A 23,020-nucleotide genomic window follows, 5' to 3' on the forward strand; every position below is an offset into this window, starting at 1 on the left:
GAACCTCAGGCTTCGAGCTGCGTCGCGTGGCGCAGGTCGTCGGCGGTGAGCAGGTTCGGGTCGAGGGCGACCTCGGTGCGCACCGTGAGCGCCGCGAGGATCGACTTGCGCACCCGCCGGCCGTCGAGGCCCCGCAGGCCCTTGGCCAGCTCCGCGCGGAGGTCGGCGTCCCGGGCGAGCGGCATCAGCCCGGGCCACTGCTCGGCCAGCTCGGTCAGCGAGGACGCCACGATCCGCTCGACGACCTCGTCGTCGGGCAGCGTGGTGGTCATGACCAGGTCGGCCCGCGAGAGCACGGCCTCGTCGACCGCGTCGACGAAGTTGGTCGTGGCCACGAGAACCAGGTGCGGGCACTGCGCGCGCAGCTGGTCGAGACCGGACAGCACGGCGTCCGTCGCGCGGTGCACGTCGACCGGGTTGGTTTCGAACGACGCCGAGCTTCGGCGCACGGCGAGTGCCTCGACCTCGTCGATCAGCACCACGGTGTGCGGTCGCCGCGCGGCGATCTCCGGCAGGGTGTCGAGGAACAGCCGCGAGACGGCCCGCTGGCTTTCGCCGAGCATGTCGCTCGGGAACGCGTGCAGGTCGACCTCGACCAGCGTGGTGGCGCCGCGCGGGGCCATCTTCCGTGCGGCGGCCTGCGCGAGTCCCTGTGCGAGCGTCGTTTTTCCCGTACCCGGGGGACCGGCCAGCACGATCAGGCCGTGCGGCGCGCCGGAGAGCCCGCTGAGCAACCGGCCCTGCCGCAGGACGAGCAGCGCGGTGCCGAGCAGCCTCTCCTTGGTGCCCGCCGGCACGATCATCGAGTCCCACGGCCCGTCGTGGTGGTCCGAGGGCAGCGCGTGCAGTCCGACGACTCCGGGCGGGAGCGTCCGCTCGCTCACGGCCAGGACGGCCGGTCGAGGGCGGGCCACACGACCGTGCTGACGTCGCCGGCCTGGGCGTCGCGGATGTGGTCCGGCGGCTCTTCGAAGAGCACCGCGGGATCCATCAGCGCCCGCATCGTCTCCAGCAGGCTGTCGAACATGTGGATGCGCACGACCCGCGCGGTGTTCTCCTTCGAGTCGTTGAAGTGCTGGTGCCACAGGAAGTGGTCGACCACGATCAGGTCGCCCTTCTTCCACGGGTGGTTCTCCCCGCCCTCCGGCTCGGTGCCGAGGTAGGAGTGGCCTTCGCCTTCCAGCACGTACAGCCAGGCCTCGCCGGCGTGGCGGTGCATCGACTGCTGCCGGCCCTGGCCGATCTCGAACATCGCCATCGTGATGCCGGAAGCCTGGTACCCGATGGCGCGGTCGAGGAGGAAGGTCGTGCGGGTGCCGCGCGGGGTGTTGAGCAGTTCGAGCTCGTCCCAGTCGGTGTGGAGCCGGCCGCTGCGCCGCTTCTGCTGCTCTTTGCCGAGCCGGCGCAGGCGCCGGGCGTACGCGTCGTCTCCCGGCACGTCGGGTGCGCTGAAGTCGGGCCGGCCCGGGAGGTTCTCGACCGGTTCGTGACCGCGGTCGTCGAGGATCGACATGCCCATCGTGGCGAGCAGCGGCTCGCTGGAGAACGTGAGGTAGCGGAACGTCTCGTCGCCGTCGTTGCCCGAGCGGTGCCACGCCCACGCCGGGATGTGGGCCGAGTCGCCGGGGGCGACGGCCACCCGTTCGCCGTCGATCTCGATCCAGCCGCGGCCGCCGACGCCGAGCACCATGGCGTCCCAGGAGTGCCGGTGGATCGTGGTGACCACGCCGTGGTCGACCTCGTGCACGAGGGCGTCGATGGAGCGCGTCGGGTTGTCCCCGTCCTCGCCCATGTAGACGCCGGTGCGCATGCCCCGCGCGGTCGGCTGGAGGGTGACGGCCTCGCTCCGGATGACCGTGCGGTGGTTGTCACGCCAGTCCTCGAGGAACTTCGCCCGCCGGGCTTTCTGCTGGTGGTAGTGGGTGGTCTTCGTCGTGGTCTTCGTCGACACCGAGCCTCCTGATTGGGCGGACCATTTTACCTTTCGCATTGTGGTCCGCCGGGCGCGCGGCGGCAAGCATGGACTTTTGGTCATACCATCAGGCAATATGGCGGTCATGAAGGTCGCCGAGGTCCTGCGCAACCGCGACTTCGACTTCTACTGGGGCGGTGTCGTCCTCTCGCAGATCGGCAGCCGGGGAACGATCGCGGCCAACCTCTACCAGGTCTACGAACTCTCCGGCTCGGTGGCGCAGACCGGGCTGGTCGGTGCCGCCCAGGTCGTGGCGCTCGTGGTGCTCAGCCCTTTGGCCGGCGTCTACGCGGACCGGGTGGACCGGCGCAAGCTCCTCCAGTGGTCGCAAGCCGTGGCCATGGTCGTGGCGCTCGCGCTCGCGGCGACGAGCTTCACCGGCCACGCCGACGTCGTGCAGGTGGTCGGCTCGGTCGTGCTCACCACCGCGGCCGCCAGTTTCGACCAGCCCGCGCGCCAAGCCCTGATCCCGGCCCTGGTCCCGCGGGCCCAGCTGCCGCAGGCCTTCGCGTTGCTCAACCCGTCCCGGGAGCTCGCCGTGCTCCTCGGCCCCGCACTCTCCGGGGTGCTCATCGCCGTCAGCGGGCCGGGCCTGATGTACGCCGTCGACGCGGTGACCTACCTGCTGCTGATGATCACCTTGGCGCTGCTGCGGATTCCGCACCTGCCCGGGGCGGGCGAGCACATCACGCTGCGGGAGCAGCTCGCGGAGGGGGTCCGGTTCGTCCTGGGGAGACGGATCGTGTGGCAGATGGTGCTGCTCGACCTGGTGGCGACCGTCTTCGCGGGCTACCGGGTTCTTCTGCCCTCCCTGGCGATCGACCGGTTCCACCTGGGAGCCACGGCGTACGGGCTGCTCTCGGCGGCACCGTCGGCAGGCGCGCTCATCGCGACGTACACGGTTTTCCGCGTCGTCGACCGCAGCAAACGGCTCGGCAAGGTCCTCCTCGCGTCGACGATCGCCTACGGCCTGAGCGCCGTCCTGCTCGCCTGGGCCGCCGGGCTCGTGGTCGCGCTGGTCGCCTGCCTGTTGCTCGGCGCGTTCGACGCGATGGCCACGACGATCCGGCAGGCGGCGGTGCAGCTCGAGACGCCGGATGCGCTGCGCGGGCGGGTTTCCGCGATCTACCAGATGGCCTCACGCGGCGGCCCGGCCCTGGGCGACACCGTGATCGGGGGCGTCGCGGCGGCGATCGGTCCCGTGCTCGCGCTCATGATCGGAGGGCTCGCGACCGCGGCCTTCGCCGTCGGGCACTTCGGCCGGGCGAACCCGGTGCGCAGGTACGCCGCCGCCCGCGCGGAGGAGCCCGAGCCGGCGTGACCCGCGAGTGTGACGGTTTCGCACTGAATGCCACATTCCGGTAGTGCCGGACCGCCGGTCGTGGTCTGATGTCCTCCGCGATTCGCGGAGGGGGCGGGGAATGGTCGACACCTGGCACGTGCCCGGGTTCACCGAGGTCGACGTGCTCGGCACCGGCGGCTTCGGGCGGGTCGTGCTGGCCAAGCACGAGGCGTCGGGGCGGATGGCGGCGATCAAGTACCTGCGCGCGGAATACCTCGCCGACGCGCGGATCGCGGACGGCTTCCGGCGCGAGGCGTGGCTGCTGTCCGGCGTCCGGAGCCCGCACGTGGTCCGGCTCTTCGACTTCGTGGAGACGCCGGGCGGCGCCGCGCTGGTCATGGAGGCCGTGCCCGGGGTGTCGCTGCGCGCGCTGCTGGCGGCGGAGAACGTGCTCGCCCCCGAGTCGGCGCTGGCCATCCTGAAGGGCTCGCTGCTCGGCCTCGCCGACGCCCACGCGGCCGGGGTGGTCCACCGGGACTACAAACCGGGAAACGTGCTGGTGTCCCGGGAAGGCGAGTCGAAGCTGGTCGACTTCGGGCTCGCCACTTTGGACGGTCACAACGGGCTGACGGCCGGCTCACCGTCGTACATGGCGCCGGAGCAGTGGTCCGGGCAGCCCGGAATGCCGGCCACCGACGTGTACGCGGCGACCTGCGTGTTCTACCAGTGCGTCACCGGACAGGCGCCGTTCCGGGCGGACACGACCGAAGGGCTGCGCTCGCTGCACCAGGCGGCGCCCGTGCCCGTGGACGCGGTGCCCGAGGCGTTGCGTCCCCTGATCGCGCGGGGGATGGCCAAGGACCCGGCGTGGCGGCCGGTCACGGCGCACGCGTTCGTGAGCGAGCTGGAAACCGTGGCGCGCAAGGCCTACGGGAAGAACTGGGAGAAGCGCGGCTGGAAGCGGCTGGCCGCCTCGGCCGCCGCGCTCACGGCGCTGACGCCGTTGGCGCTCCTGGCCACCGCCGGGACGGCCGCCGCACCGGTCGGCGCCGGCACGGCGGCCGGGATCGCGGGTGGGGTCGGCGGCGGAGTGCCGGCCACCGGGTCCGGAGTGGGCGCGACCGCGGTGATCGCCGGCAAGATCGCCGCGGCGGTGCTGGTCGTCGGCGCGCTCGTCGCCGGGGGAGTGGCGATCTTCGCCAACCACGACGATCCGCCCGCGCAGGCGGCGGCGCTCACCGTCGGCCTCCAGACCACGTCGGGGCGGGATCCGGCGCTGCCCGTCACCTACGACCTCCAGTTCCCCCAGGTGTCCGGCGGCCCGGATCCCGCCGTCCGGCAACGGATCAACGACGCGTTGCGGGCCCCGGTCGACAAGCGGCTGAAGGCGATCCGCGACGGGGTGGCCGGCAATCGCGAGATGTTCCAGGAGCGCGGGGACACGGCCGCGGCGCACACGACGGCGCGGATCCTGCTGCGGACGCCGAGCCTGCTTTCCGTGCGGTACGACCACGATCTGGATTCGGACGTGCTGTCGCACACGACCTGGCGGTTCCCCGAGACGGTGAACGTCGACCTCGGCACGGGACAGCTGCTCGGCCCGAAGGACATGTTCCGGCCCGAGGTGCTGACCGCGGCCGGGATGCGGACGCTGACCCAGCGGCTCGAGCCGGTCACGAAAAACGGGTTCTGCCGGGTCCCCACGATCGACGGAGCGGGGGACAAGGTCACCATCGACGCGGCCGACCGGGGCTCGGGCACCGACCATGTACCGGGCGCGGCCATCGGGTTCACCGCGGCCGGCGCCGAGTTCGAGATCCAGTGGTACGACCTCGGCTGCGACACGGCGTCCGGGAAAGAGACCGTGACCCTGCCCTACAACGGGATCGGCGACCTGCTGCTGCCGAAGTTCCTGACGATGCTCGGCAAACCGGCGCCCGCCTCGTCGCCTCCCGCTTCGCCGCCGCCTTCGACCTCGGTCTCCCCGACACCGACGACGCCCTCTCTTGGCCAGTCCGCGCAGGGGCCGACGTACACGAACCCGCGGTTCGGGTTCACCGCGCTGATTTCCGAGAGCTACCTCGCCACCCCGTACGCCCCGCCGAACGGGGAAGGGATGACGTTCAGCAGCTCCGACGCCGACGCGACGCTGACGGTCTGGGGCGCCAACTCGACCCAGTCCGCGGCCCAGACGATGGCCGGCGCGGTCGCCGCGGTGGAAGCGGACGGCGGACAGGTGACCTACCAGAAGGTCGAGGGTGACCGGTACTCGGTTTCCGGCTACCAGGGCGACGGCAAGATCTTCTACGAACGCGGGTTCACGGGATCCGCGTCGATGGCCGCGTTGCGCTGGGTCTACCCGCGGGAGGACAAGGACCAGTTCGACGGGCTCGTCAGCTCGACGGTGGAAGGGTTCCGGCCCGGCGACCTCTCCCGGCCGCACTGATTCCCGGCGGCACTGATTCCCGCTACGCGCGCCGGGCGGTGACGTACAGCCGGGCGAGGGCCACCGGCAGGTCACGCGGATCGGCGATCACGTGGTACTCGTCGGGGTCGCACATCGTCCGCAGGTAGTCGCCGCCCGCCGGGTCGACGGTGATGAGGTACGGGCGGACACCGGCGCGCCGGGCTTCCGCGAGCGCGCGCGTGGTGTCGGCGAGCGCGTAGCCGAGCACGGCGTCCTCGCCGTACTGCTGCCCGTAGTCGAGGTCGAACGGGCGGCCGTCGGAAACGAGCACGAGCAGTTTCGAGGGCGCGCCGTGGGCGGCGAGCCGGCGGGTGAGGTGGCGGATGGCCGGGCCCATCCGGGTGGTGTGCTGCGGCACGAGCCCGTCGAGCCGGCGCAGGGTCGCCGGGGTGCGGCGCTCGTCGAGGGACTTCACGACCGAGACGACGACGTCCTCGCGGCCGGTGCCGGAGAAGCCGTAGATGCCGTAGGTGTCGCCGACCCGCTCCACCGCTTCGAGGAGCAACGCGACCGATTCCCGCTCCAGGTCGAGGATCCGGCGGATCCCGTCGTCGCGCTCGGGCAGGCGTTCGGCCGTCGACGAGCTGAGGTCCAGCGCGAACGCGACGGCCACTTCGCGGGCCACCGGTTCGAGCGCGCTGTACACGGCTTCGCCCGGCGTCCGGCCGATCCGCAGGTCGGCCATCGCCTCGACGCAGGCGTCGAGGTCGAGGTCGTCGCCGTGGCGCAGCCGGGTGCGCCGGCGGCGTCCGAGCGGCGCCATGCGTTCCAGCTGAGCGGTCAGCGCGGGCAGCAGCGCGCGGTTGCGCTTGAGTGCGTCGCGGTGCGCCCGGCCGCTGCGCCCCGAACGGGGCCGCTTCTCGCGGACCAGGCACCAGTCGGTCAGGTACTTCCCGGCGCGGTGGTCCCACTCCGGGTAGGTGAACTCGTGCCGTCCGTTCGCGTGGACGGGGCCGGTTCCCCCGTGGTGGTGGTCGTCCAGGTCGGGGCCGTGGTCGTGCGGCAGTGGCTCCGGCGGCCGCTCGACCGTCGTGACGTCGACCTGTCCGCTCTCGGCCGCCAGCGAGCGTTCGGTGAACTCGTCGGCCGCCTGCGCTTCCTCGCCGGTCATCCGCAGGATTGCCTCCGTGAGCGGCATGCCGGAAGCCGACAACCCGAGGTACCGGGGACCGGGCACGTCGCGGTAGCGCACGGGCGCGAACCGGACGTCGAACACCTCGTCGCCTTCGAGCCGGAACTCCTGACCCGGCAGCGTGAACCCGTCGTCCACTTCGGACTCGGTGAACGCGACCGCCATGCCCGCGCCCGTCGCCGGTGCGAGGTTGGGCAGCCGCGCCAGCACGCCGTAGCACCGGATCGCCGCCTCGGCCGTCGATTCCACAGTGGACGCCCGGTCGGTCAGCACTCGCGCCACGGCGGCCATCCGGGTGACCGCCGGGTGCAGTGAGAGCGGCAGCCGGATCGAGGTGGCGCCGAGGCTCAGCCGGACGAGCGCCTCGGCGGCCGCGGAGCGGGCCGGCAGCTCGGCCGGATCCGGTCTCGTGGCCAATTCGTCGTCGCGCACCCGCTCGTAGACCGGGGCCAGACCGGGGAACAGCCGCAGGGCCGCGGCGTCCACTCGCAGGTCTTCGAGCACGGTGAACACCTCGACCGCGAGCGCCGTCCGGCCGAACAGGCCGGCGAAGCGGTCGAGCCCGCCGCGCAGGCCGGCCGGGCGCAGCCGCCGGAAGAACGGCTCCGGCCGGGCGAGGTCGAGCTCGAACGTGCCGAGCTCGTGGTGCAGCGCCCGGTGCGTCAGCGCCACCTGGTACCACGACGGTCCCGAGTGCACGTGCGACGGGAGCCGCACGGTCGTCGCGGTGTCGGGCCGCTGGCGGAGCTCGGTTTCGTCGTCGTAGGGCACCAGTTCGCAGCCGCGCCCGCACAACGCCCGGTAGTACAGCGAGAGCGAGCCGGTCAGTTCGGTCAGGTGCGCGAGCGTCGCCGTCATGCCGCGAACACGGCGTGCGTCACCTGCCGGACGGCGTCCTGCACGTCCCGGTCGTCGCTGGTGGCCAGCACGAGCGCGAGATCGCACGCGCGCCGCGGTGCGACGCCGCGGCCGATCAGCGCGCCGGCGTGGACGAGCAGCCGGGTGCTCGGGCCGTCGACGAGATCGGCGGCGTCGAGGTTGCGGATCCGGGCGCCGAGCGCGGCCAGCGCCTCGGCCACGTCCGCGGGCACCCCGGCTTCGTGCGCGATGATCTCGGCCTCCAGATCGGGGTCCGGGTAGCCGAACTCGATGGCGAGGAACCGCTGCCGCGTGCTCGGCTTGAGATCCTTGCTCGTGACCTGGTAGCCCGGGTTGTACGACACGACGAGCAGGAAGTCCGGGTGCGCCGCCACGGTGGTGCCGAGCCGCTCCAGCGGCAGCGTCCGCCGGTGGTCGGTCAGCGAGTGCAGCACCACGGTGGTGTCCTTGCGGGCCTCGACCACCTCGTCGAGGTAGCAGATCGCGCCCGTGCGCGCGGCCCGCGTCAACGGCCCGTCGAGCCACGTCGTGCCCTCGGCCGAGAGCAGGTACCGGCCGACGAGGTCGGCGGCGGTGAGGTCGTCGTGACAGGTGATCGTCACCAGCGGCTCGTCCGGCGGCGGCCCGGTGCGCTGTTTCGCGATCTCCCAAGCCATGTACTCGACGAACCGGGTCTTGCCGCAGCCGGTGGGTCCCTTGAGCAGCACCGGGATGCGCTGGTCGTAGGCAGCGCGGAAGAGGTCGACCTCATCGCCGGCCGGCAGGTAGAAGGGCGCGGTCACCGGGCGAACTCCCCGTTCTGCTCGCGGCGGATCCACGACACCGGGTCGGGTGCGTAGTCCCGGTGGTAGTCCCCGGGGTAGTTGATGCCCGGCACCGCGGGAATCCAGTCGTACTCCAGGTGGTGCGTGCCGCCGAGGCTGCTGGCGAGCCGCACCACGCGCTCGGAGTCGAGTGCGGTGATCCGGCCCTTGTCGATCAGCTTGACCCACTCGCCGGTGCTGCGCCGCCGGATCTCGTAGGTGGCGAACAGGTTGTGCACGTGCGGGAAGTGCATCGTCGGCAGCTTGTTCTCCTTGGCGTAGGAGAGGAAGGTCTGGTCCCAGTGCTCGGCGCCGAAGCCGAAGTGGATCACACCGGCCTGGGCGCGCTCGGGCAGGTTCGTCCAGGAGTCGTTGTAGTTCCACAGGGTTTCGATCTGGCGGTAGCTCTTGGGGTTGGTGCCGATCGACGCGTCGTTGAAGTACGCCCAGCCCGGGTAGGGGAAGCCGGGGTAGTGCGTGTCCCGGTAGCGTTCCACGACCTCGCGCCAGAGCTCGCCGTAGCGGCCGCCGCCCTCGATCTTCGTGATCATCCCCGACTCGATGGTCACCGACGCGTGCGGGAAGTAGCCCGTGTGGTTGCTCGTCCCGCCGATCACGCCGTTGAGCGTGGGCATCAGCGTCTTCGCCTCACGCAGGAAGGTCTCCGCCGGGTGGCCGAACCGGATGCCCTGGATCGTCGAGCCGAGGATGTGCCCGGAGATATAGGCGCCCTTGGGCCACAGCTCCGCCTGCTGCTCGCTCACCTGCCAGCCGAGGTCCGTCCCTTCGGGACTCGTGATGCGGACCTCGGCGGCGTCGCGGAACGCGTCGACCACCATGAGGTCCACGGTCCGCCAGATCTCGTCGGGGATCCCGTTGGCGCGGGAGATGAAGTCCTCGTAGGTCGAGTACACCCAGTTGTTCCGGATCCGCTTGCCGGCGGCGCGTTTCCAGTGTGAGCGCCCGGCTTCGCCCGCGTAGACGCCGGTGTAGCCGGGGCGGTCGTCGAGGAACCGCTTCAGCGCCGCCGCGGCGACGTTGAACTCGATGCCCTCCTCGATCATCGGCGGGAGCCGGTCGGTGATCTCCCGCCACCCCTCGGCCGCGCTGTAGGACTTCACCTCCATGCCGAGGTCGGTCACGTCGATGCGGTCGACCTTCGCGACGCCGATCTCCAGCAGGGCCTCGCGGATGGCCTGGAACACGAGCTCGTGCTGGTGCGGGAACGTGACGATGAGCAGCTCGTCGCCGGGCCGGACGTCGCCGAGCGCGGACCGGCCGTACCGGCGCCGCACGTGGGCCCGCGCGAGCGGCATCAGCTCCTCGAGGTCGTCGGTGCGCTCCTGCAGCAGGTAGCCCGGGAACCGCGGTGCCGGGTAGTCGAACCCGGGCAGCGGGGCGGGGACACCGGGGGCTTGGGCGGACAGGGGGTACGGGGCGCTCATCGGCGGCCGTGCTCCTCTCGGGTCAGTGCGCGGGCAGGACGATCGCGTCCTCGGGCTCGGGCTGCAGGAAGATCGGGTCGCCGTGGGCGAGACCGACCTTCTCCTTGTAGACGCGGACCTTCAGCACGTCGTCGCCGAGCCGGACGTAGTAGTCCCAGCAGTCGCCGTGGTAGATGCTGAACTCCACGGTGCCCTTCCAGGCTTCGGCGTCGTGCTGCTTCCGGGAGAACCCGAAGCTCTCGGGCCGCATGAACACGCTCACGGTGTCGCCGGCGCTCAGCCCCGAGCCCGCGCGGCAGACCAGCCGGCCGGGCCCGACCTGCACGCACACGCCCGCGTCCGACACCTCGGTGACCACGCCGGTGAGCGTGTTGGAGACCCCGAGGAAGCGCGCGGTGAACTCCTGCTGCGGGCGGGTGTAGATCTCCTGCGGCCGGCCGCGTTCGACGATCGAGCCGCTGTTCATCACCACCACGTCGTCGGAGACCGCGAGGGCCTCGTCCTGGTCGTGCGTGACGAACACCGTGGTGATGCCGAGCCGTTGCTGCACGGCGCGGATCTCGTCGCGCATCCGGTCGCGCAGGCCGGCGTCGAGGTTGCTCAGCGGCTCGTCGAGCAGCAGCACCTTCGGCTCGCGCACGAGGGCGCGGGCGAGCGCGACCCGCTGCTGCTGGCCACCGGACAGCGCCGGGGCCGGGCGTTCGGCGAAGTCGGCCAGGCCCACGAGGTCGAGCGCATCCAGCGCCTTCTTGCGCGCCGCCGCGGCGCGGATCCGCGGCTTGTTGACCCGCAAGGGAAACATCACGTTCTGCACCACCGACATGTGCGGCCAGATCGCGTACGACTGGAACACGATCCCGATCGGACGGCGGTGCGCGCCGGCGAACACCCCGTTGCGCGGATCGGAGACCACCTTGCCGTCGAGCTCGATCGACCCGGCGTCGGCGCGTTCCAGCCCGGCGATGAGCCGCAGGGTCGTGGTTTTCCCGCAGCCGCTGGGCCCCAGCAGGGTCACCAGCTTGCCCTCGGCGATCTCCAGGTCGATCCCGTCGACCGCGTTCGCGGCCACGGTCCGGCCCGGGAACCGTTTCGTCAGTCCGGTCAGCCTGATCATCTTCGGATCCCTTCTCCTACGGTGGTTGTCGGGTCTGCTCAGCTCTGATTCGCGCCCTGGATCCCGAAGCGGCGCCCGAGCAGGCGGACACCGGCGACGAGGATCGTCAGGAACAGCACCATCACCACGCCGAGCGCGGCGACCACCGGGTACGACCCGTTGGAGTAGAGGTCGTAGATGCTCACGGACACGACCTCCGACCCCGAGGAGTAGAGGAAGATCGCCGCGGAGATCTCGCGGAACGCGACGATCATCGTGTACAGGAACGCCGCCAGCAGTGAGGGCATGAGAAGCGGGATGAACACCCGCCGGAACGTCTGGAGCCAGGAGGCCCCGCTCGCGGTGGCCGCCTCTTCGAGCTCGTCCTTGATCTGCGCCATGCCGGGCACGAGGTAGCGCATCGCGTACGGCAGGCTGATCGTCACGAACGCCACGACCAGGATGGTCAGCGTGCCGTAGAGGTGCACGGGCAGCGGCGCGGCGAGGTACCAGTAGAGGATGCCGACGCCCATCACGATGCTGGGCACGGCGATCGGCACCGTCGCGAGCCCGTCGAGCAGCCCGCGGCCGAACATCTTCGTCTTCACCGTGAGGTAGGCGACCACGGCGCTCAGCGCGGTGACGATCACCGCCGAGCTCACCGCCGTGACGACGCTGTTGCGCACCGACTCGATCAGGGCCGGCTGCCGGAAGATCTGGGCGTAGTTGCCGAATCCCAGGTCTCCCAAGGCTTTCAGCGAAGGCGGCTCGTAACCCGGCAGCAGCGAGGACCAGATCAGCATGGCCAGGGGCAGCACGACGGCGATGACGAAGAACAGGATGAACACGGCCAGCCCCGCCCAGCGCCACTTGCCCAGGTCCTGCACCGTCGAGCGGAACCCCTTGCCGGTGATCGTCTGCGTGGCCGAGCGCCGGCTCAGCCGTTGCGACAGGGCCAGCCCGATCGACGCGATCACCAGCACGAACACCCCGATCACCCCGACCGTGCCGTAGTCGGCCGGGAACGCCTGCAGCGCGCTGTAGATCCGGCTGACGAACACGTACGTGTGGCCCGGCACGCCGATCAGCTGCGGCACCTCGAACGTCGAGATGGTCTGGATGAACATCAGCAGCGCGGCCGACAGGATCGCCGGCCGGGCCATCCGCAGCGTGATCACCCGGAACGTGCGCACGGGAGAGGCGCCCGACGCGAGCGAGGCCTCCTCCAGCGAGGAGTCCATCGAGCTGAACGCCGCCGTGCCCATGAGGAACGCGACCGGCGCGACGTGGATGGACTGCACGAACACCATGCCGGCGATCGAGTAGATGTTGAACGCCGGCAGCCCCACCGACCGCAGGACCCCGTTGAGCGGCCCGCGTTCGGGGGAGAGCAGCAGCGCCCACGCCACCGTGTTGAGGATCCCCGGCACGATCAGCGGAACGAGCGCCGCCAGCTGCGCGAACGTCTTGCACGGGGTGTTGGTCCGGCTGACCAGCCACGCGAGCCCGAACCCGATCACCGTGCAGACGATCGCGGTGAGCCCCGCGTAGAGGAACGAGTTGAGCACCAGCGTGCCGAACCCGTCGGCGGTGAAGGTCGTGGCGTAGTTGCGCAGGGTCCACGTCGAAACGCCGGTGCCGAGGAACGACGTCTGCAGGCTGGCGTAGATCATCGTGCCGACCGGCACCAGCGCGAGGTAGGCCACCGCGATCGCCGCCACGGCGAGGGTGAGGTAGCGCGGCTGCAGCAGGGAGCGCCAGGACCGCGAGGTCTTCGCGGGCCGGACGGTCTCGTGGGGTGCCGGATCGGGGGGTCGGGTGTCCAGCAGGGTCATCGGGGGTCCTTTCGCCGGCGGTGTCCGCCGTCGGGGGTCACGGCGCTTTCAGAGCCGACTTCATTTCCGCGAGCTCGTTGTTGTAGTCCGCCTGCGAGAGGTTCGGGTGGCCCCAGGCGGCCGGCCACTTCGTCTCGTCCCACACCTGTGCGTCGTTGGTGACGTCCGGGCGGACCGACGTGTGGTTGGTGACGTCGACGATCTCCTGCTGCCCGGCCTTGGAGACCATCCAGTCGTCGAAGAGGCGGGCGGCGTTGGGGTGCGGCGAGTTCTTCACGACGTCGATGAGGTTCAGCGACGCCGGCAACGGCGTGCCGTTGACGAAGTCCAGGGTGTTCGGCGTCTTCTTCTTGAGGCTGGAGGCTTTGTAGCCGTACGCGGTCGCGGCGGCGAGCGGCTCGCCGGCCTGCACGTTGGTCAGCGACTGGGTGTGGCTCTCGACGAACACCGGCGAGTTGTCGCCGAGCCCCTTCAGCAGCGCCAGGGCCTTGTCGTGGCCCATCGCGGCGATGAGGCTGTCGTACCAGTTGACCGCGCCGGGGTCGATCGAGAACTGGCCGCGCCACTGGGGCTTCGTGAGGTCCTCCCAGGATTTCGGCGCGGTCAGGCCCTTCTGGCCGAGCACCTGCGGGTTCCAGGAGAGCACGGTGGTGACGGCGTACACGACACCCTGGTAGCCGTCGGGGAGGCTGAGCCCGGCGGGCAGCGGCGCGGCGTCGACCGGCTTGTAGGGCTGCAGCGCGCCCGCCTGCAGGAGCTGGGCGATCTGCGGGGAGTCACCGGAGACCACGTCGGCGTTGAACTTGCCGCCGCGCTGTTCGGTGATCACGCGGGGCGGGATCTTGTCGGCGCTCAGCCGCAGCGCGTTGACCTTGACCTTCGGGTAGACCTTGTTGAACGACGCGATGATCGGCGCGACGTCGGCGTCGGCGAACGTGGTGTACCAGACCACCTCGCCTTCTCTCGCCGCGACCTCGGCGAGCTGCTGGGGGTTGCGCTGGTCGGCCGTCGTCTGGGCCGCGTCGGTGGAGCTGGCCGCGCCGGAGCCGCACGCGGCGGCCATCGTCAACGCCAGGCCGCCGGCGAGGACGGCCGAGACGGTCCGTCGGGTGCTTCGCCTCTTGAGCATTGCGGTTCCCTTCGGTGAGCGGACCGCCGCCGGGAACAAGGCGGGCTCACCACGATGTGAGTGCGGAACTGTCGCGGAGCTTCGGGTGCCGAGGGGCCCGGTGCCTGAGGCCGCGGGCCGTTCGGTCCGAGCAGTATGGACCTATGGTATGACCATTTGTCAACCGTTGGACCCGATGCTGGTCCCGATCGAAATCCTGGGGCGCGGATCCACTTCGGACGGTGAGCGCAGGGCGGGACGGCCCGTGTGCGGTGCGTGCAGACGGGCGCGTCCCAGCGGCGAAGTTCAGTCATTCTGCCAAAAACCGGCGGAAACCGTAGGGCCGAATGGCCGATTACCGCGACGGGTTCACACCACCACCTCGGTCATGATCCCGGCCGGGAAAATCTCGTCGGCCGTGGCGAGCCGGTGTGCGATGCCCTGCTGGGCTGCGTAGGTGAGCAGCTGTTCCCAGGTGGCGCGGTTGGGTTCGATGCCGAACGGGAACGGGTCGCCCGCGAACAGGTCGCGCATCTCGCGGCCGTAGGTGGCGAGCCAGGGCAGCGGGTAACGCGAGACGGCGGGGTCGAGCAGCCGTTCGACGCTGCGTTGTTTCGACTCCAGGAACGCGTTGTAGAGGTTGCGGGCCACCCACGGGTGCTCGTCGAGGATCTGCCGGCGCATCGCGATCAAGTGCATGATCGGCCAGATCCCGGTGTCGCGGAAGTACTCCTGTTCCTTTTCGCGGTAGTCCGGGAAAAGACGTACGACGTCGGGGTGGCCTTCGAGGAAACACGTCGGGGGCCGCGCGATGATCGCGCAGTCGATCTCGCCTGCGGCGAGCAGGTCCGACAGCGACCGGTCGGTCACGCGGGTGAGCCGCACGCCGGGTGGCAGCGTCAGCTCCACCTTCTCGACGCGGCCCGGGGCGTTCGCGCCGGCCTGGTACCACTCGATCTCGTCGAGCTTGACGCCCATGTCGTTGTGCAGCCAGCCTCGCATGTACACCGCCGCCGAGTGGGCCCACTCGGGCGAGCCGACCTTCTTGCCGCGCAGGTCTTCCACGGAACGAATACCGCTGTTGCGGTTGACGTAGAACGAACCGAACCGGAACAGCCGCGAGCAGACGACCGGCAGTCCCACGATGTCCGGCTCGTCGCGGGTGATCTGGGCGCTGAACTTGGCGAAGGACAGCTCGGCGACGTCCCACTCCCGGTTCGCGGTGAACCGCGCGAAGATCTCGTGGTGGCTCAGCGTCGACCAGGTGTGGTCGATGCCCTGGGCGCGCACGGCGCCGGTGCGGAAGTCGCGGAAATGGTCGTAGTCGGTCGTCGCGATGCTGAGGTGGACGTCGCTCAAGGAAGCCTCCCGGACGGTCGGGCTCTGGATTGGTAGGACAGTTAGGCCTATACTTCGGAGCGTACCCGGGCCGGGCGTCCGGGAGGAACATGTTCTGCCTCCGTCGAAAAGCGCCAAGGCGCGGGAAAGCGAGGAACGCATGGGCAAGAAGGGACGCGTGTTCGTACGTGGCTTGACTTCTGAGACCTACGGGCTCGGTCAGTTCCGTCAGGCCCAGCTGGCCGCCGAACGGGTCCGCGACGACTCGGTGGTGGTCGACGACGCGAAGGTCGGCCACTCCGGCGACTCGGAGAAGTCCCGCACGTGGTGGCGGATCGGGCCTGGGGACGAGGAATTCCTGACCCAGACGCTGCAGGTCCATTTCGTCGAGCTGCCGCCGCACAGCTCCAACCGGGGACACGGACACCAGAACGAGGCGTCCTTCTACATCCTCGAAGGTGCCGGCTACGAGATCCACGACGACCAGCGGTACGACTGGAAGGCCGGCGAACTGGTCTTCGTCCACACCGACTCGGTGCACCGGCACTACAACCCGTACGACGAAAAAGCCGTCGCGCTGGTCATGAAGGCCAAGTGCACCTGGATGTTCCTGGGCCTGCTGCAGCAGGGCCGCGGCGGTCCGATCGAGCGGCCGGACGAGTTCGGCGAGCGCGAGGACTGGTCGCGGATCTGGACCGACGGTGTGCTGGAGCGCAAGAAGGTGGTGCGCCAGGAGGACACGGTCTGGGAGACGACCCCGATGGGCCGCGTCCGCGTGCTCAACAGTCCCGATCGGACGGACCTGCGCCAGTTCTCCGTCGACGTCTTCGAGCTCGACATCCCGGCCGGCAGCCGCTCGGGCAAGCACTGGAAGATGGCCGACGAGGTCCTCTACGTGCTCGACGGCTCCGGCTATTCGCTGCACTGGGAGGTCCAGGAGGAGATCGCGGAGAAGTACTACGCGCGGGTCGCGAAGACGCCGACCCGGCACGAGATCACCAAGGGCGACACGCTCTACGTCCCGCAGAACACGATCGCCGTGCACTACGCCGCCGACGGCACCCCGCTGCGGTTGCTGTCCGCGCAGAACCGCATGTTCAAGCACCTCGGTTACGACAAGGTGCACTACTTCGAAAACGCTCCGGAGTACACCGGCGAACTGGCCGAGGCCGCCAGCGCCGTCTGAGGTGTCCGTCCGAAGGGGCCTGTCTCGTGCACTCACCACGAGGCAGGCCCTTTCGCTTCGACTGCCGCGGGGCGCGGCCCTGCCGGCGGGGAGGAAGGTCCTGATGTCGAACCACGGAAGCGTCGGTGTGGCCGGGCTGGGGGCGATGGGCGCGCCGATCGCCCGGCACCTCGTCGGCGCCGGCCGCGACACGGTGGTGTACGACCGTGATCAATCCACAGCGGACACGCTCGTCGCCGCGGGTGCGCGGGCGGCCGGGTCCCCGGCGGAGCTCGGCGGGTGCGACGTGGTGCTCGTGATCGTTCCGTCCGATGAGGACGTGCTCGAGGTGTCGTCGGCCGTGCTGGCCGGGTCCGAGCGCGGGTCCACGTTGCTGATCTGCAGCTCGGTGACCCCCGAGACCTGCCACCGCGTCGAGGCCGAGGCCGGGGGAGCGGGCGTGGCCGTGCTGGACGCGGCGCTCACCGGCGGGGTCCGCGGCGCCGAGAACGGTGAGATCGTCCTGCTGGTCGGCGGGGAGGAAGCCGTGCTGGACCGCGTGCGCCCGGCGCTCGCGTCGTGGACGAAAGCGGTGCACCACCTCGGTCCGCTCGGCTCCGGCCAGGTCGGCAAGACGGTGAACAACCTGTGCCACTGGGGTCAGATCACGGCGATCGTCGAGGCGATGCGGCTCGGCCGTGACCTCGGCGTCGAGCCGGCGAAGCTGCGCCGGGCGCTGCTCGACGGGGTGGCCGCGAGCGCCACGCTCGCCCAGCTCGAACTGATGCGCTTCACCTGGTACCGCAAGGATCTGGCCAACGCGTTCCGCATGGCCGACGGCGTGGGCCAGGACCTGCCGGTGGCGCACACCGCCCGCGAGGTGATGGAGGGCATCACCGTCGCGGGCGTGGCGGAGCTGTTCGGCGGGCCGGGCGCTTAACGGTCGGGGTCGAGGGAGAGGTGGGCCGACCACTTCTCCTCGATCCGGCCGATCCGCCAGACCAGGACGGCGACGAGCCAGGTCGCGACGAACAGCCCGGCGATCGCGAAGCCGACGTTGTTCAGGTCGAGGCCGGCGATCGCGGCCAGCGGGCCCGAGACGATCCCGAGCCGGTCGGCGAGGATCGACAGCAGCTCGATCGTCCCGATGACCAGCGCGACCGCCACGGACAGCGCGGTCACGGTGAGGTTGTAGAAGACTTTCCGCACCGGCTTCGCGAACGCCCACCCGTAGGCGAAGTTCATGAAGCAGCCGTCGGCGGTGTCGAACAACGTCATCCCCGCCGCGAACAGCACGGGCAGCACCAGGATGGCGTACCAGGGCAGGGCGAACGTGGCGGCGCCGGCGGCCAGCACGAGCAGGCCGACCTCGGTCGCGGTGTCGAACCCGAGTCCGAAGAGGACACCCACCGGATAGATGTGCCAGGGCTTGCGGACCGCCTTCGTCAGGCCGGACAGCAGCCGGTTCAGCACGCCGCGCTTCGCGAGGTGCTCCTCGAGTTCGGCTTCGCTGAACCGCCCGTGGCGCATCTCGCGGAACACCCGCAGGATGCCGAACAGCACCACCAGGTTGACGATCCCGATGATGTAGAGGAACACCCCGGACACCGACGTGCCGATCAGGCCGGTCACCCGGTGCAGCGCCGACGAGTCGTCCGTGACCGATCCGGCGAGCGCGCGCACGCCGACCGAGAGCAGCAGGCACAGTCCGAACACGACGGTCGAATGCCCGAGCGAGAACCAGAACCCGACCGACAGCGGCCGTCCGCCGTCGGCCATCAGCTTGCGGGTGGTGTTGTCGATCGCGGCGATGTGGTCGGCGTCGAACGCGTGGCGCAGCCCCAGCGTGAACGCCGTGACGCCCAGCCCGACCCCGAAGAACCCGCCGCCGGCCAGCGCGTGGTGCTCCGGGGCCACGACGAGGCCGAGCACTCCCCAGCCGACGAGGTTCAGCAGCAGGACGACCGTGGCCATGCCACCCAGCGACGCCCACTCGCGGCCGCTGAGCGCGACGCGGACGCGGGCGAGCCGGCGGGATCCGTCAACCGTCACGACGAGCCGCCAGCAGGCAGGTGTACAGGCCGCGCCAGGGCATCTCGACGTCGGTGAACCCGGCCTTCGCGAGGCCTTCGAAGTGGTCGGCCACCGACGGGAGGGCGTCGTTGTGCTTGTGGGCACCGGCTTTGTCGGACGGCGGGATGAGCTGCTTGCGGGCCGCGCGCAGGCGCGCGTCCCACACCGGACCGGGCCCGATGTGGTCGAGGTTGAGCAGCCAGCCGCCGGGCGCCAGGTGCTCGGCCGCCTCGGTGTAGAAGCGCGCCAGCTGCGCCGGGTTCAGGTGGTGGCTGGCCCGCGACGTCATCACCACGTCGAGGTCACCGGGCAGCTGCGCGAGGTCCGTCATGTCGGTGAGCCGGTAGGAAACGCGGTCTCCGAACCGGGCGAGCCGCGCGCGGGCGGCCTCCTCCATCACGGTGGAGACGTCGGTCCAGATGCCGTGCGCGCCGGGGAAGAGATCGAGCAGGACCTCCAGGAAGTCACCGGGGCCGCTGCCGATGTCGGCCACCAGCTTCGTCCGCGGCCGGTCGCCCGCCACGAGCGTGGCGGCGATCCGCCGGGGCAGCACGAGGAATCCGACGAGGCTGTCCTGTTCCAGCCACGACGTCGCGACGTTCGGGTCGAGCCATTCGGACACGGGTGTTCCTTCGGGCACGGGCACTCCTCACAGGTCGGATGGGTTCGTGGCTCGGCCGTGCTCCCGCCTGGGGTGCGGGAGCACGGCCGAGGGGCCGGCTACTTGCGCGCGCCGTGCGTGGTGCCGGCCTCGACCGCCGCGTCGAGCAGCTGCTTGCCCTCCTCGGGGGAGAGCTGCACGCCGTGGCGCTCGATGTTGTGCAGGCGCATGGTGCGCAGCAGCCCCGTGTCCTGGATCGCGAGGTAGCGGGCCGTGTCGTTGCCGTCGAGGTTGAAGTGCTGGTGCCACGCCCACCGAGGCGGCGCGAACAGCGTGCCCTCCTGCCACTCGACGACCTCGATCGGCTCGTCGTCGTAGTTGATGAGCGAGAAACCGTGCCCCTTGACCACGTAGAGGTAGGCCTCGGTGGTGTGACGGTGGCGGACGGAGTTGTTGCCCGGCTTGAGCTCCGAGATGTGCGCGCTCAGCACCTCGTAGTCGGCGAGGTCGAAGTAGTGGCCGCGGTTGTTGCGCCACGGCCGGGCCGGCAGCTCCATCTTGCGCAGGTCGTCCTCCACGACCAGGCCCTTGTTCGGCGGGTGCTGCCGGTTGAACTCGTCGCGGGCCGCGATCTCCGAGGAATCGAGGTTCTTCTTCTCGCTGGCCAGGACACCTTTCAGGTACTCGTCACGCACTACTGCTCTCCTTGTCGTACTCGCGGGGGACTTCAGGGGTTTTCGGTGCGCCGCACCACGTGCCGCCACAGGGTCGTGACGTTGAACGCCCCGCCCAGGTCGGGCAGGCGCGCGAGGTCCTCGTCGGGGATCGCCACCGGCTTCCCGCCGGCCTGGGCGACGGCGAGGGTGTGCCGGGCGAGCGTGTCGACGGCGATGGCCTGCAGCACGGCCTGGGCCACCGCCGTTTCCGGGTCGCCGCCGGCCACGCTGACCAGCCCGTGTCCACTGAGGACCAGGACGGGCCGGTCGCCCAGCGCGTCGGCCATCTGCCCGGCGAGGTCGTGGTCGTTCACGAGCACCGAGCGCGGCCACACGGGAATTCCGTCGGCGGCGAGCCGCGCGGCCGGGATGTCGTAGGCGCCGAACAGGGGCAGCCACGGCAGCCCGGCGAGCGCCATGGTGACCACGGCGGGTGGGTGCGCGTGGACCACGGCCGTCACCTCGGGGTGGCGCCGCAGCACCTCGGTGTGGATCGGCAGCTCGTTGGGCACGCTCCACTCACCGGTGTCGGGTGTGCCGTACAGCGGCACCGGCCGGATGTCGTCGGCCGTCGTGTAGCGGAGGCCGGACTCCCGCGGGCCGCGGCAGCGCACCAGCAGCTCGTCCGGCGACGTGCGGACGCTGATGTGGCCGAGCACGTGCTCGACGAGGCCGGTCGCGGCGAGCACCCGGCAGGCCAGTGCGACGGATTCCCTCACGGCGCCTCCTGGCTGTTCTGAACCTCTGGTCTATTGGTTAGTCCGAACGACGATATGACCATAAGGCGCCCTCCAGCTGCCGGTCAACCCTTCGGCGGGCGCCGCGACGGCGGGCGTTCCGGCGTTCCTGTGAGAGGATCGCGGCATGGAACCAGCAGGGCGGGGTGGATCCGCGGCGGCTCCGCGGGCCGACAGCGGGCTGTTCGACGTCGTGTCGTCGAGCCGGATGTCGGAGGTCATCGTCGAGCAGATCCGCTCGCTCATCCGCGCCGACAAACTGCGTCCCGGCGACCGGCTGCCGAGCGAGCGCGCCCTGTGCGAGCAGATGGGCGTCAGCCGCGTCACCGTCCGAGAGGCCCTGCGCGTCCTCGAGGCCGCCGGCCTCGTCGCGATCCGCGTCGGCGCCCGCGGCGGCGCGTTTGTCACGACCCCCTCGTCGACCACGCTCAGCGCGAACCTCGCCGACCTCGTGAACCTCTCGCCGATGACGGGGCCGGAGGTCATCGAGGCCCGTCAGGTGGTGGAGCTCGGCATCCTCGACATCGTCATCGAGCGCGCGACCGAGACGGACGTCGACGAACTACGCGAGATGACCCACGAACACCAGGCCGCCCTGAAACGCGGCGAGTACAACATGGAGATGTCGGCGGCGTTCCACGTCCGCGTGGCGCAGTGCACCCACAACGCCGCCATCGAGATGCTGGTCCACTCGTTCCACGGCCCACTGCTGATGTCCCTGCGCGAGGCCCAGGTGGCCGCCCCGCTCATGGGCCACCGCGGCACCACCGAACACCGCGACCTCGTCGAGGCCATCGCCGCCCGCGACACGGAAAAGGCACGCGAGATCATGGCCAGGCACCTCCGCCGCACCTCCCAGCGCATCGCCCGTGTGCAGGCGTCGCGGGAAAAGGGCGAGGAAGTCTAGGACGGGGCCGCGCGTCAATTCACGACGCGGCCGGCTCCCGGCGTTCGCTGACGGTGAGAACGGTTCCGAGGTAGTCGGTGATGGCGTCGCGGTTGCGGGTCAGGAATTCGATGCGTTCGGAAAGCCGGGCTTGTTCGCGCTGCAAAGTGACGATCATTTCGGGGGTCACGAAAGGCGCGTAGATGGTGTGCGGCTTGTCCAGGCACGGCAGGAGCTGCTGGATGATGCGGGTCGGGAGGCCGGCGTCGAGCAGTCCCTTGATCTGCTGCACGACGTCCACGTGCGGCTCGCCGTACTCGCGGTAACCGTTGGAGGAGCGGGTGGGCGTGATCAGGCCCTGCTCCTCGTAGTAGCGCAGCAGCCGACGGGAGACGCCGGTGCGCTCAGCGAGCTCTCCGATTCTCATGTGACCCAGTCTACCTTGACCTTCACATCGATGTGAGTGTTCAGACTCGCAGTAGGGACTGGTGACGATTACAACGGAGATTCGAATGAAACTGGGACTGCGGTTGCCCCAGCGGCTGGAAGTGGATCTGCAGCGCGACGTGGTCGAAGCCGCCAGAACGGCGGAAGCGGCGGGATACGCGAGCTTGTGGACCTACGAACAGTTGCTGTTCCCCGAGACACCCCTGGAACCGTACGCGCCGCCGAACGTGCCGTGGCCGGAGAGCGGGCGCCAGACCGCCGACCCCCTGGCGGTGCTCACGGCAGCGGCGGTGGTGACCGAGAAGGTGCGCCTCGGGACGGCCGTGTTGATCGCGGCCCTGCACACCCCCGTTCCGCTGGCGAAGGCGCTGGCGACGGTCGACCGGATCAGCGGCGGCCGCGTCATCGCGGGCCTGGGCGCCGGCTGGTCCAGCGACGTTTTGCGGGCCACCGGCGCCACCCGAGCGGATCGCGGGCGCTTCCTTGACGAGATGCTGGACGTCTTCGACGCCGTGTGGGGGCCGGATCCGGTGACCTTCCGCAGCCCTCGCGTCATCATCGAGAACGCGTCGGTCCTGCCGAAGCCCGCTTCGAAGATCCCCGTGATGCTCGCCGGCGGCGCCAGCAACCTGGGCCGCGCCTCCAGTTCCACGGCCCTGGAGCGCATCGCGCGGCGCGCGGACGGCTGGCTGCCGCTGCTCACCACGCCCGGGCCGGCCGGAGCCGCGGCACTGCGCGCGGACTGGAACCGCATCCGGGAAATGGCCACCGGGTACGGCCGGGACGCGAGCCGGATGGAGCTGGTCGTGGTGGGCAACGTCACCTTCACCGACCGGCCGGCGGGATCCGGCCGTTCGGCGTTCGTCGGCACGCTCGACCAGATCGTGGAGGACATCCACACGGCCGAGGAGGCCGGCGCCGACGAGCTCATCGTGGACCTGAACCTGCAGGACTGGTTCAAGAGCACCGGGCAGATGCTCGAAAAGGCGGTGGAGATCCGCGAACGCTTCGCCGCCTGACCCGTTTGGACGGCAGCGCCGC

Annotated in this window: 20 protein-coding genes; 6 read left to right on the forward strand and 14 right to left on the reverse strand. The window is 70.5% G+C overall.

Annotated features, from left to right (window positions below; translation table 11 throughout):
- Positions 1-5: 5 nt before the first annotated feature.
- Positions 6-884, reverse strand: coding sequence for an AAA family ATPase (locus AB0878_RS20040; RefSeq protein WP_366581735.1), 879 nt, complete (start codon positions 882-884; stop codon positions 6-8).
- Positions 881-1,951, reverse strand: a complete 1,071-nt coding sequence (locus AB0878_RS20045) for a cupin domain-containing protein (protein ID WP_366581736.1) — start codon at positions 1,949-1,951, stop codon at positions 881-883. Before AB0878_RS20045 ends, AB0878_RS20040 begins: the two co-directional genes overlap by 4 nt.
- A gap of 97 nt (positions 1,952-2,048) precedes the next feature.
- On the opposite strand from AB0878_RS20045, the gene AB0878_RS20050 reads away from it, so the two are divergent.
- Positions 2,049-3,293 (forward strand): MFS transporter, encoded by a 1,245-nt coding sequence (locus AB0878_RS20050; RefSeq protein WP_366581737.1) that lies wholly within the window; start codon positions 2,049-2,051, stop codon positions 3,291-3,293.
- A gap of 100 nt (positions 3,294-3,393) precedes the next feature.
- Complete coding sequence (locus AB0878_RS20055; RefSeq protein WP_366581738.1) at positions 3,394-5,700, forward strand: protein kinase; 2,307 nt, start codon at positions 3,394-3,396, stop codon at positions 5,698-5,700.
- Positions 5,701-5,722: 22 nt separating this feature from the next.
- Here AB0878_RS20055 and AB0878_RS20060 read toward each other — a convergent pair whose 3' ends face one another.
- The 7 genes from AB0878_RS20060 to AB0878_RS20090 form a co-directional block, all read right to left on the reverse strand.
- Positions 5,723-7,711, reverse strand: a complete 1,989-nt coding sequence (locus AB0878_RS20060) for a VWA domain-containing protein (RefSeq protein ID WP_366581739.1) — start codon at positions 7,709-7,711, stop codon at positions 5,723-5,725.
- Positions 7,708-8,514 (reverse strand): CbbQ/NirQ/NorQ/GpvN family protein, encoded by an 807-nt coding sequence (locus tag AB0878_RS20065; RefSeq protein WP_366581740.1) that lies wholly within the window; start codon positions 8,512-8,514, stop codon positions 7,708-7,710. The genes AB0878_RS20060 and AB0878_RS20065 overlap by 4 nt, the downstream gene beginning before the upstream one ends.
- A complete protein-coding gene (locus tag AB0878_RS20070; RefSeq protein ID WP_366581741.1) occupies positions 8,511-9,980 on the reverse strand; it encodes a hypothetical protein in 1,470 nt (489 codons plus the stop codon). The genes AB0878_RS20065 and AB0878_RS20070 overlap by 4 nt, the downstream gene beginning before the upstream one ends.
- A gap of 22 nt (positions 9,981-10,002) precedes the next feature.
- Positions 10,003-11,094, reverse strand: a complete 1,092-nt coding sequence (locus tag AB0878_RS20075; RefSeq protein WP_366581742.1) for an ABC transporter ATP-binding protein — start codon at positions 11,092-11,094, stop codon at positions 10,003-10,005.
- A gap of 38 nt (positions 11,095-11,132) precedes the next feature.
- Complete coding sequence (locus AB0878_RS20080) at positions 11,133-12,908, reverse strand: iron ABC transporter permease (protein WP_366581743.1); 1,776 nt, start codon at positions 12,906-12,908, stop codon at positions 11,133-11,135.
- Positions 12,909-12,945: 37 nt separating this feature from the next.
- Positions 12,946-14,037 (reverse strand): extracellular solute-binding protein, encoded by a 1,092-nt coding sequence (locus tag AB0878_RS20085; protein WP_366581744.1) that lies wholly within the window; start codon positions 14,035-14,037, stop codon positions 12,946-12,948.
- A gap of 348 nt (positions 14,038-14,385) precedes the next feature.
- Complete coding sequence (locus AB0878_RS20090) at positions 14,386-15,375, reverse strand: hypothetical protein (protein ID WP_366581745.1); 990 nt, start codon at positions 15,373-15,375, stop codon at positions 14,386-14,388.
- Positions 15,376-15,514: 139 nt separating this feature from the next.
- Here AB0878_RS20090 and AB0878_RS20095 point away from each other — a divergent pair, with 139 nt between their 5' ends.
- On the forward strand, positions 15,515-16,540 hold the full coding sequence (locus AB0878_RS20095) for a cupin domain-containing protein (protein WP_366581746.1): 1,026 nt from the start codon (positions 15,515-15,517) through the stop codon (positions 16,538-16,540).
- Between the two features lie 103 nt (positions 16,541-16,643).
- Positions 16,644-17,459, forward strand: coding sequence for an NAD(P)-dependent oxidoreductase (locus AB0878_RS20100; protein ID WP_366581747.1), 816 nt, complete (start codon positions 16,644-16,646; stop codon positions 17,457-17,459).
- On the opposite strand, the gene AB0878_RS20105 is transcribed toward AB0878_RS20100, so the two are convergent.
- The 4 genes from AB0878_RS20105 to AB0878_RS20120 form a co-directional block, all read right to left on the reverse strand.
- Positions 17,456-18,493 carry a HoxN/HupN/NixA family nickel/cobalt transporter gene (locus tag AB0878_RS20105; RefSeq protein ID WP_366581922.1) on the reverse strand — a complete coding sequence of 346 codons (1,038 nt, stop codon included), beginning with the start codon at positions 18,491-18,493 and terminating at the stop codon, positions 17,456-17,458. The genes AB0878_RS20100 and AB0878_RS20105 overlap by 4 nt on opposite strands.
- Positions 18,494-18,560: 67 nt before the next feature.
- Positions 18,561-19,232: a class I SAM-dependent methyltransferase gene (locus AB0878_RS20110; RefSeq protein ID WP_366581748.1), complete on the reverse strand. Its 672-nt coding sequence runs from the start codon at positions 19,230-19,232 to the stop codon at positions 18,561-18,563.
- A gap of 80 nt (positions 19,233-19,312) precedes the next feature.
- Entirely contained in the window at positions 19,313-19,888 is a 576-nt protein-coding gene (locus AB0878_RS20115) for a cupin domain-containing protein (protein WP_360605098.1), read from the reverse strand.
- Positions 19,889-19,920: 32 nt separating this feature from the next.
- Positions 19,921-20,628: a class II aldolase/adducin family protein gene (locus AB0878_RS20120; RefSeq protein ID WP_366581749.1), complete on the reverse strand. Its 708-nt coding sequence runs from the start codon at positions 20,626-20,628 to the stop codon at positions 19,921-19,923.
- Positions 20,629-20,773: 145 nt separating this feature from the next.
- Between AB0878_RS20120 and AB0878_RS20125 the strand changes: the two genes are divergently transcribed.
- A complete protein-coding gene (locus AB0878_RS20125; protein WP_366581750.1) occupies positions 20,774-21,553 on the forward strand; it encodes a FadR/GntR family transcriptional regulator in 780 nt (259 codons plus the stop codon).
- 19 nt (positions 21,554-21,572) lie between these two features.
- Here the strand turns inward: AB0878_RS20125 and AB0878_RS20130 are convergent, their stop codons facing one another.
- Positions 21,573-21,959 carry a MerR family transcriptional regulator gene (locus AB0878_RS20130; RefSeq protein WP_366581751.1) on the reverse strand — a complete coding sequence of 129 codons (387 nt, stop codon included), beginning with the start codon at positions 21,957-21,959 and terminating at the stop codon, positions 21,573-21,575.
- Positions 21,960-22,044: 85 nt separating this feature from the next.
- Here AB0878_RS20130 and AB0878_RS20135 point away from each other — a divergent pair, with 85 nt between their 5' ends.
- Positions 22,045-22,998 carry a TIGR03619 family F420-dependent LLM class oxidoreductase gene (locus tag AB0878_RS20135; protein ID WP_366581752.1) on the forward strand — a complete coding sequence of 318 codons (954 nt, stop codon included), beginning with the start codon at positions 22,045-22,047 and terminating at the stop codon, positions 22,996-22,998.
- Positions 22,999-23,020: the final 22 nt, after the last annotated feature.

Source organism: Amycolatopsis sp. NPDC047767 (assembly GCF_040704195.1).
In the GTDB taxonomy this organism is placed as follows: Bacteria; Actinomycetota; Actinomycetes; order Mycobacteriales; family Pseudonocardiaceae; genus Amycolatopsis.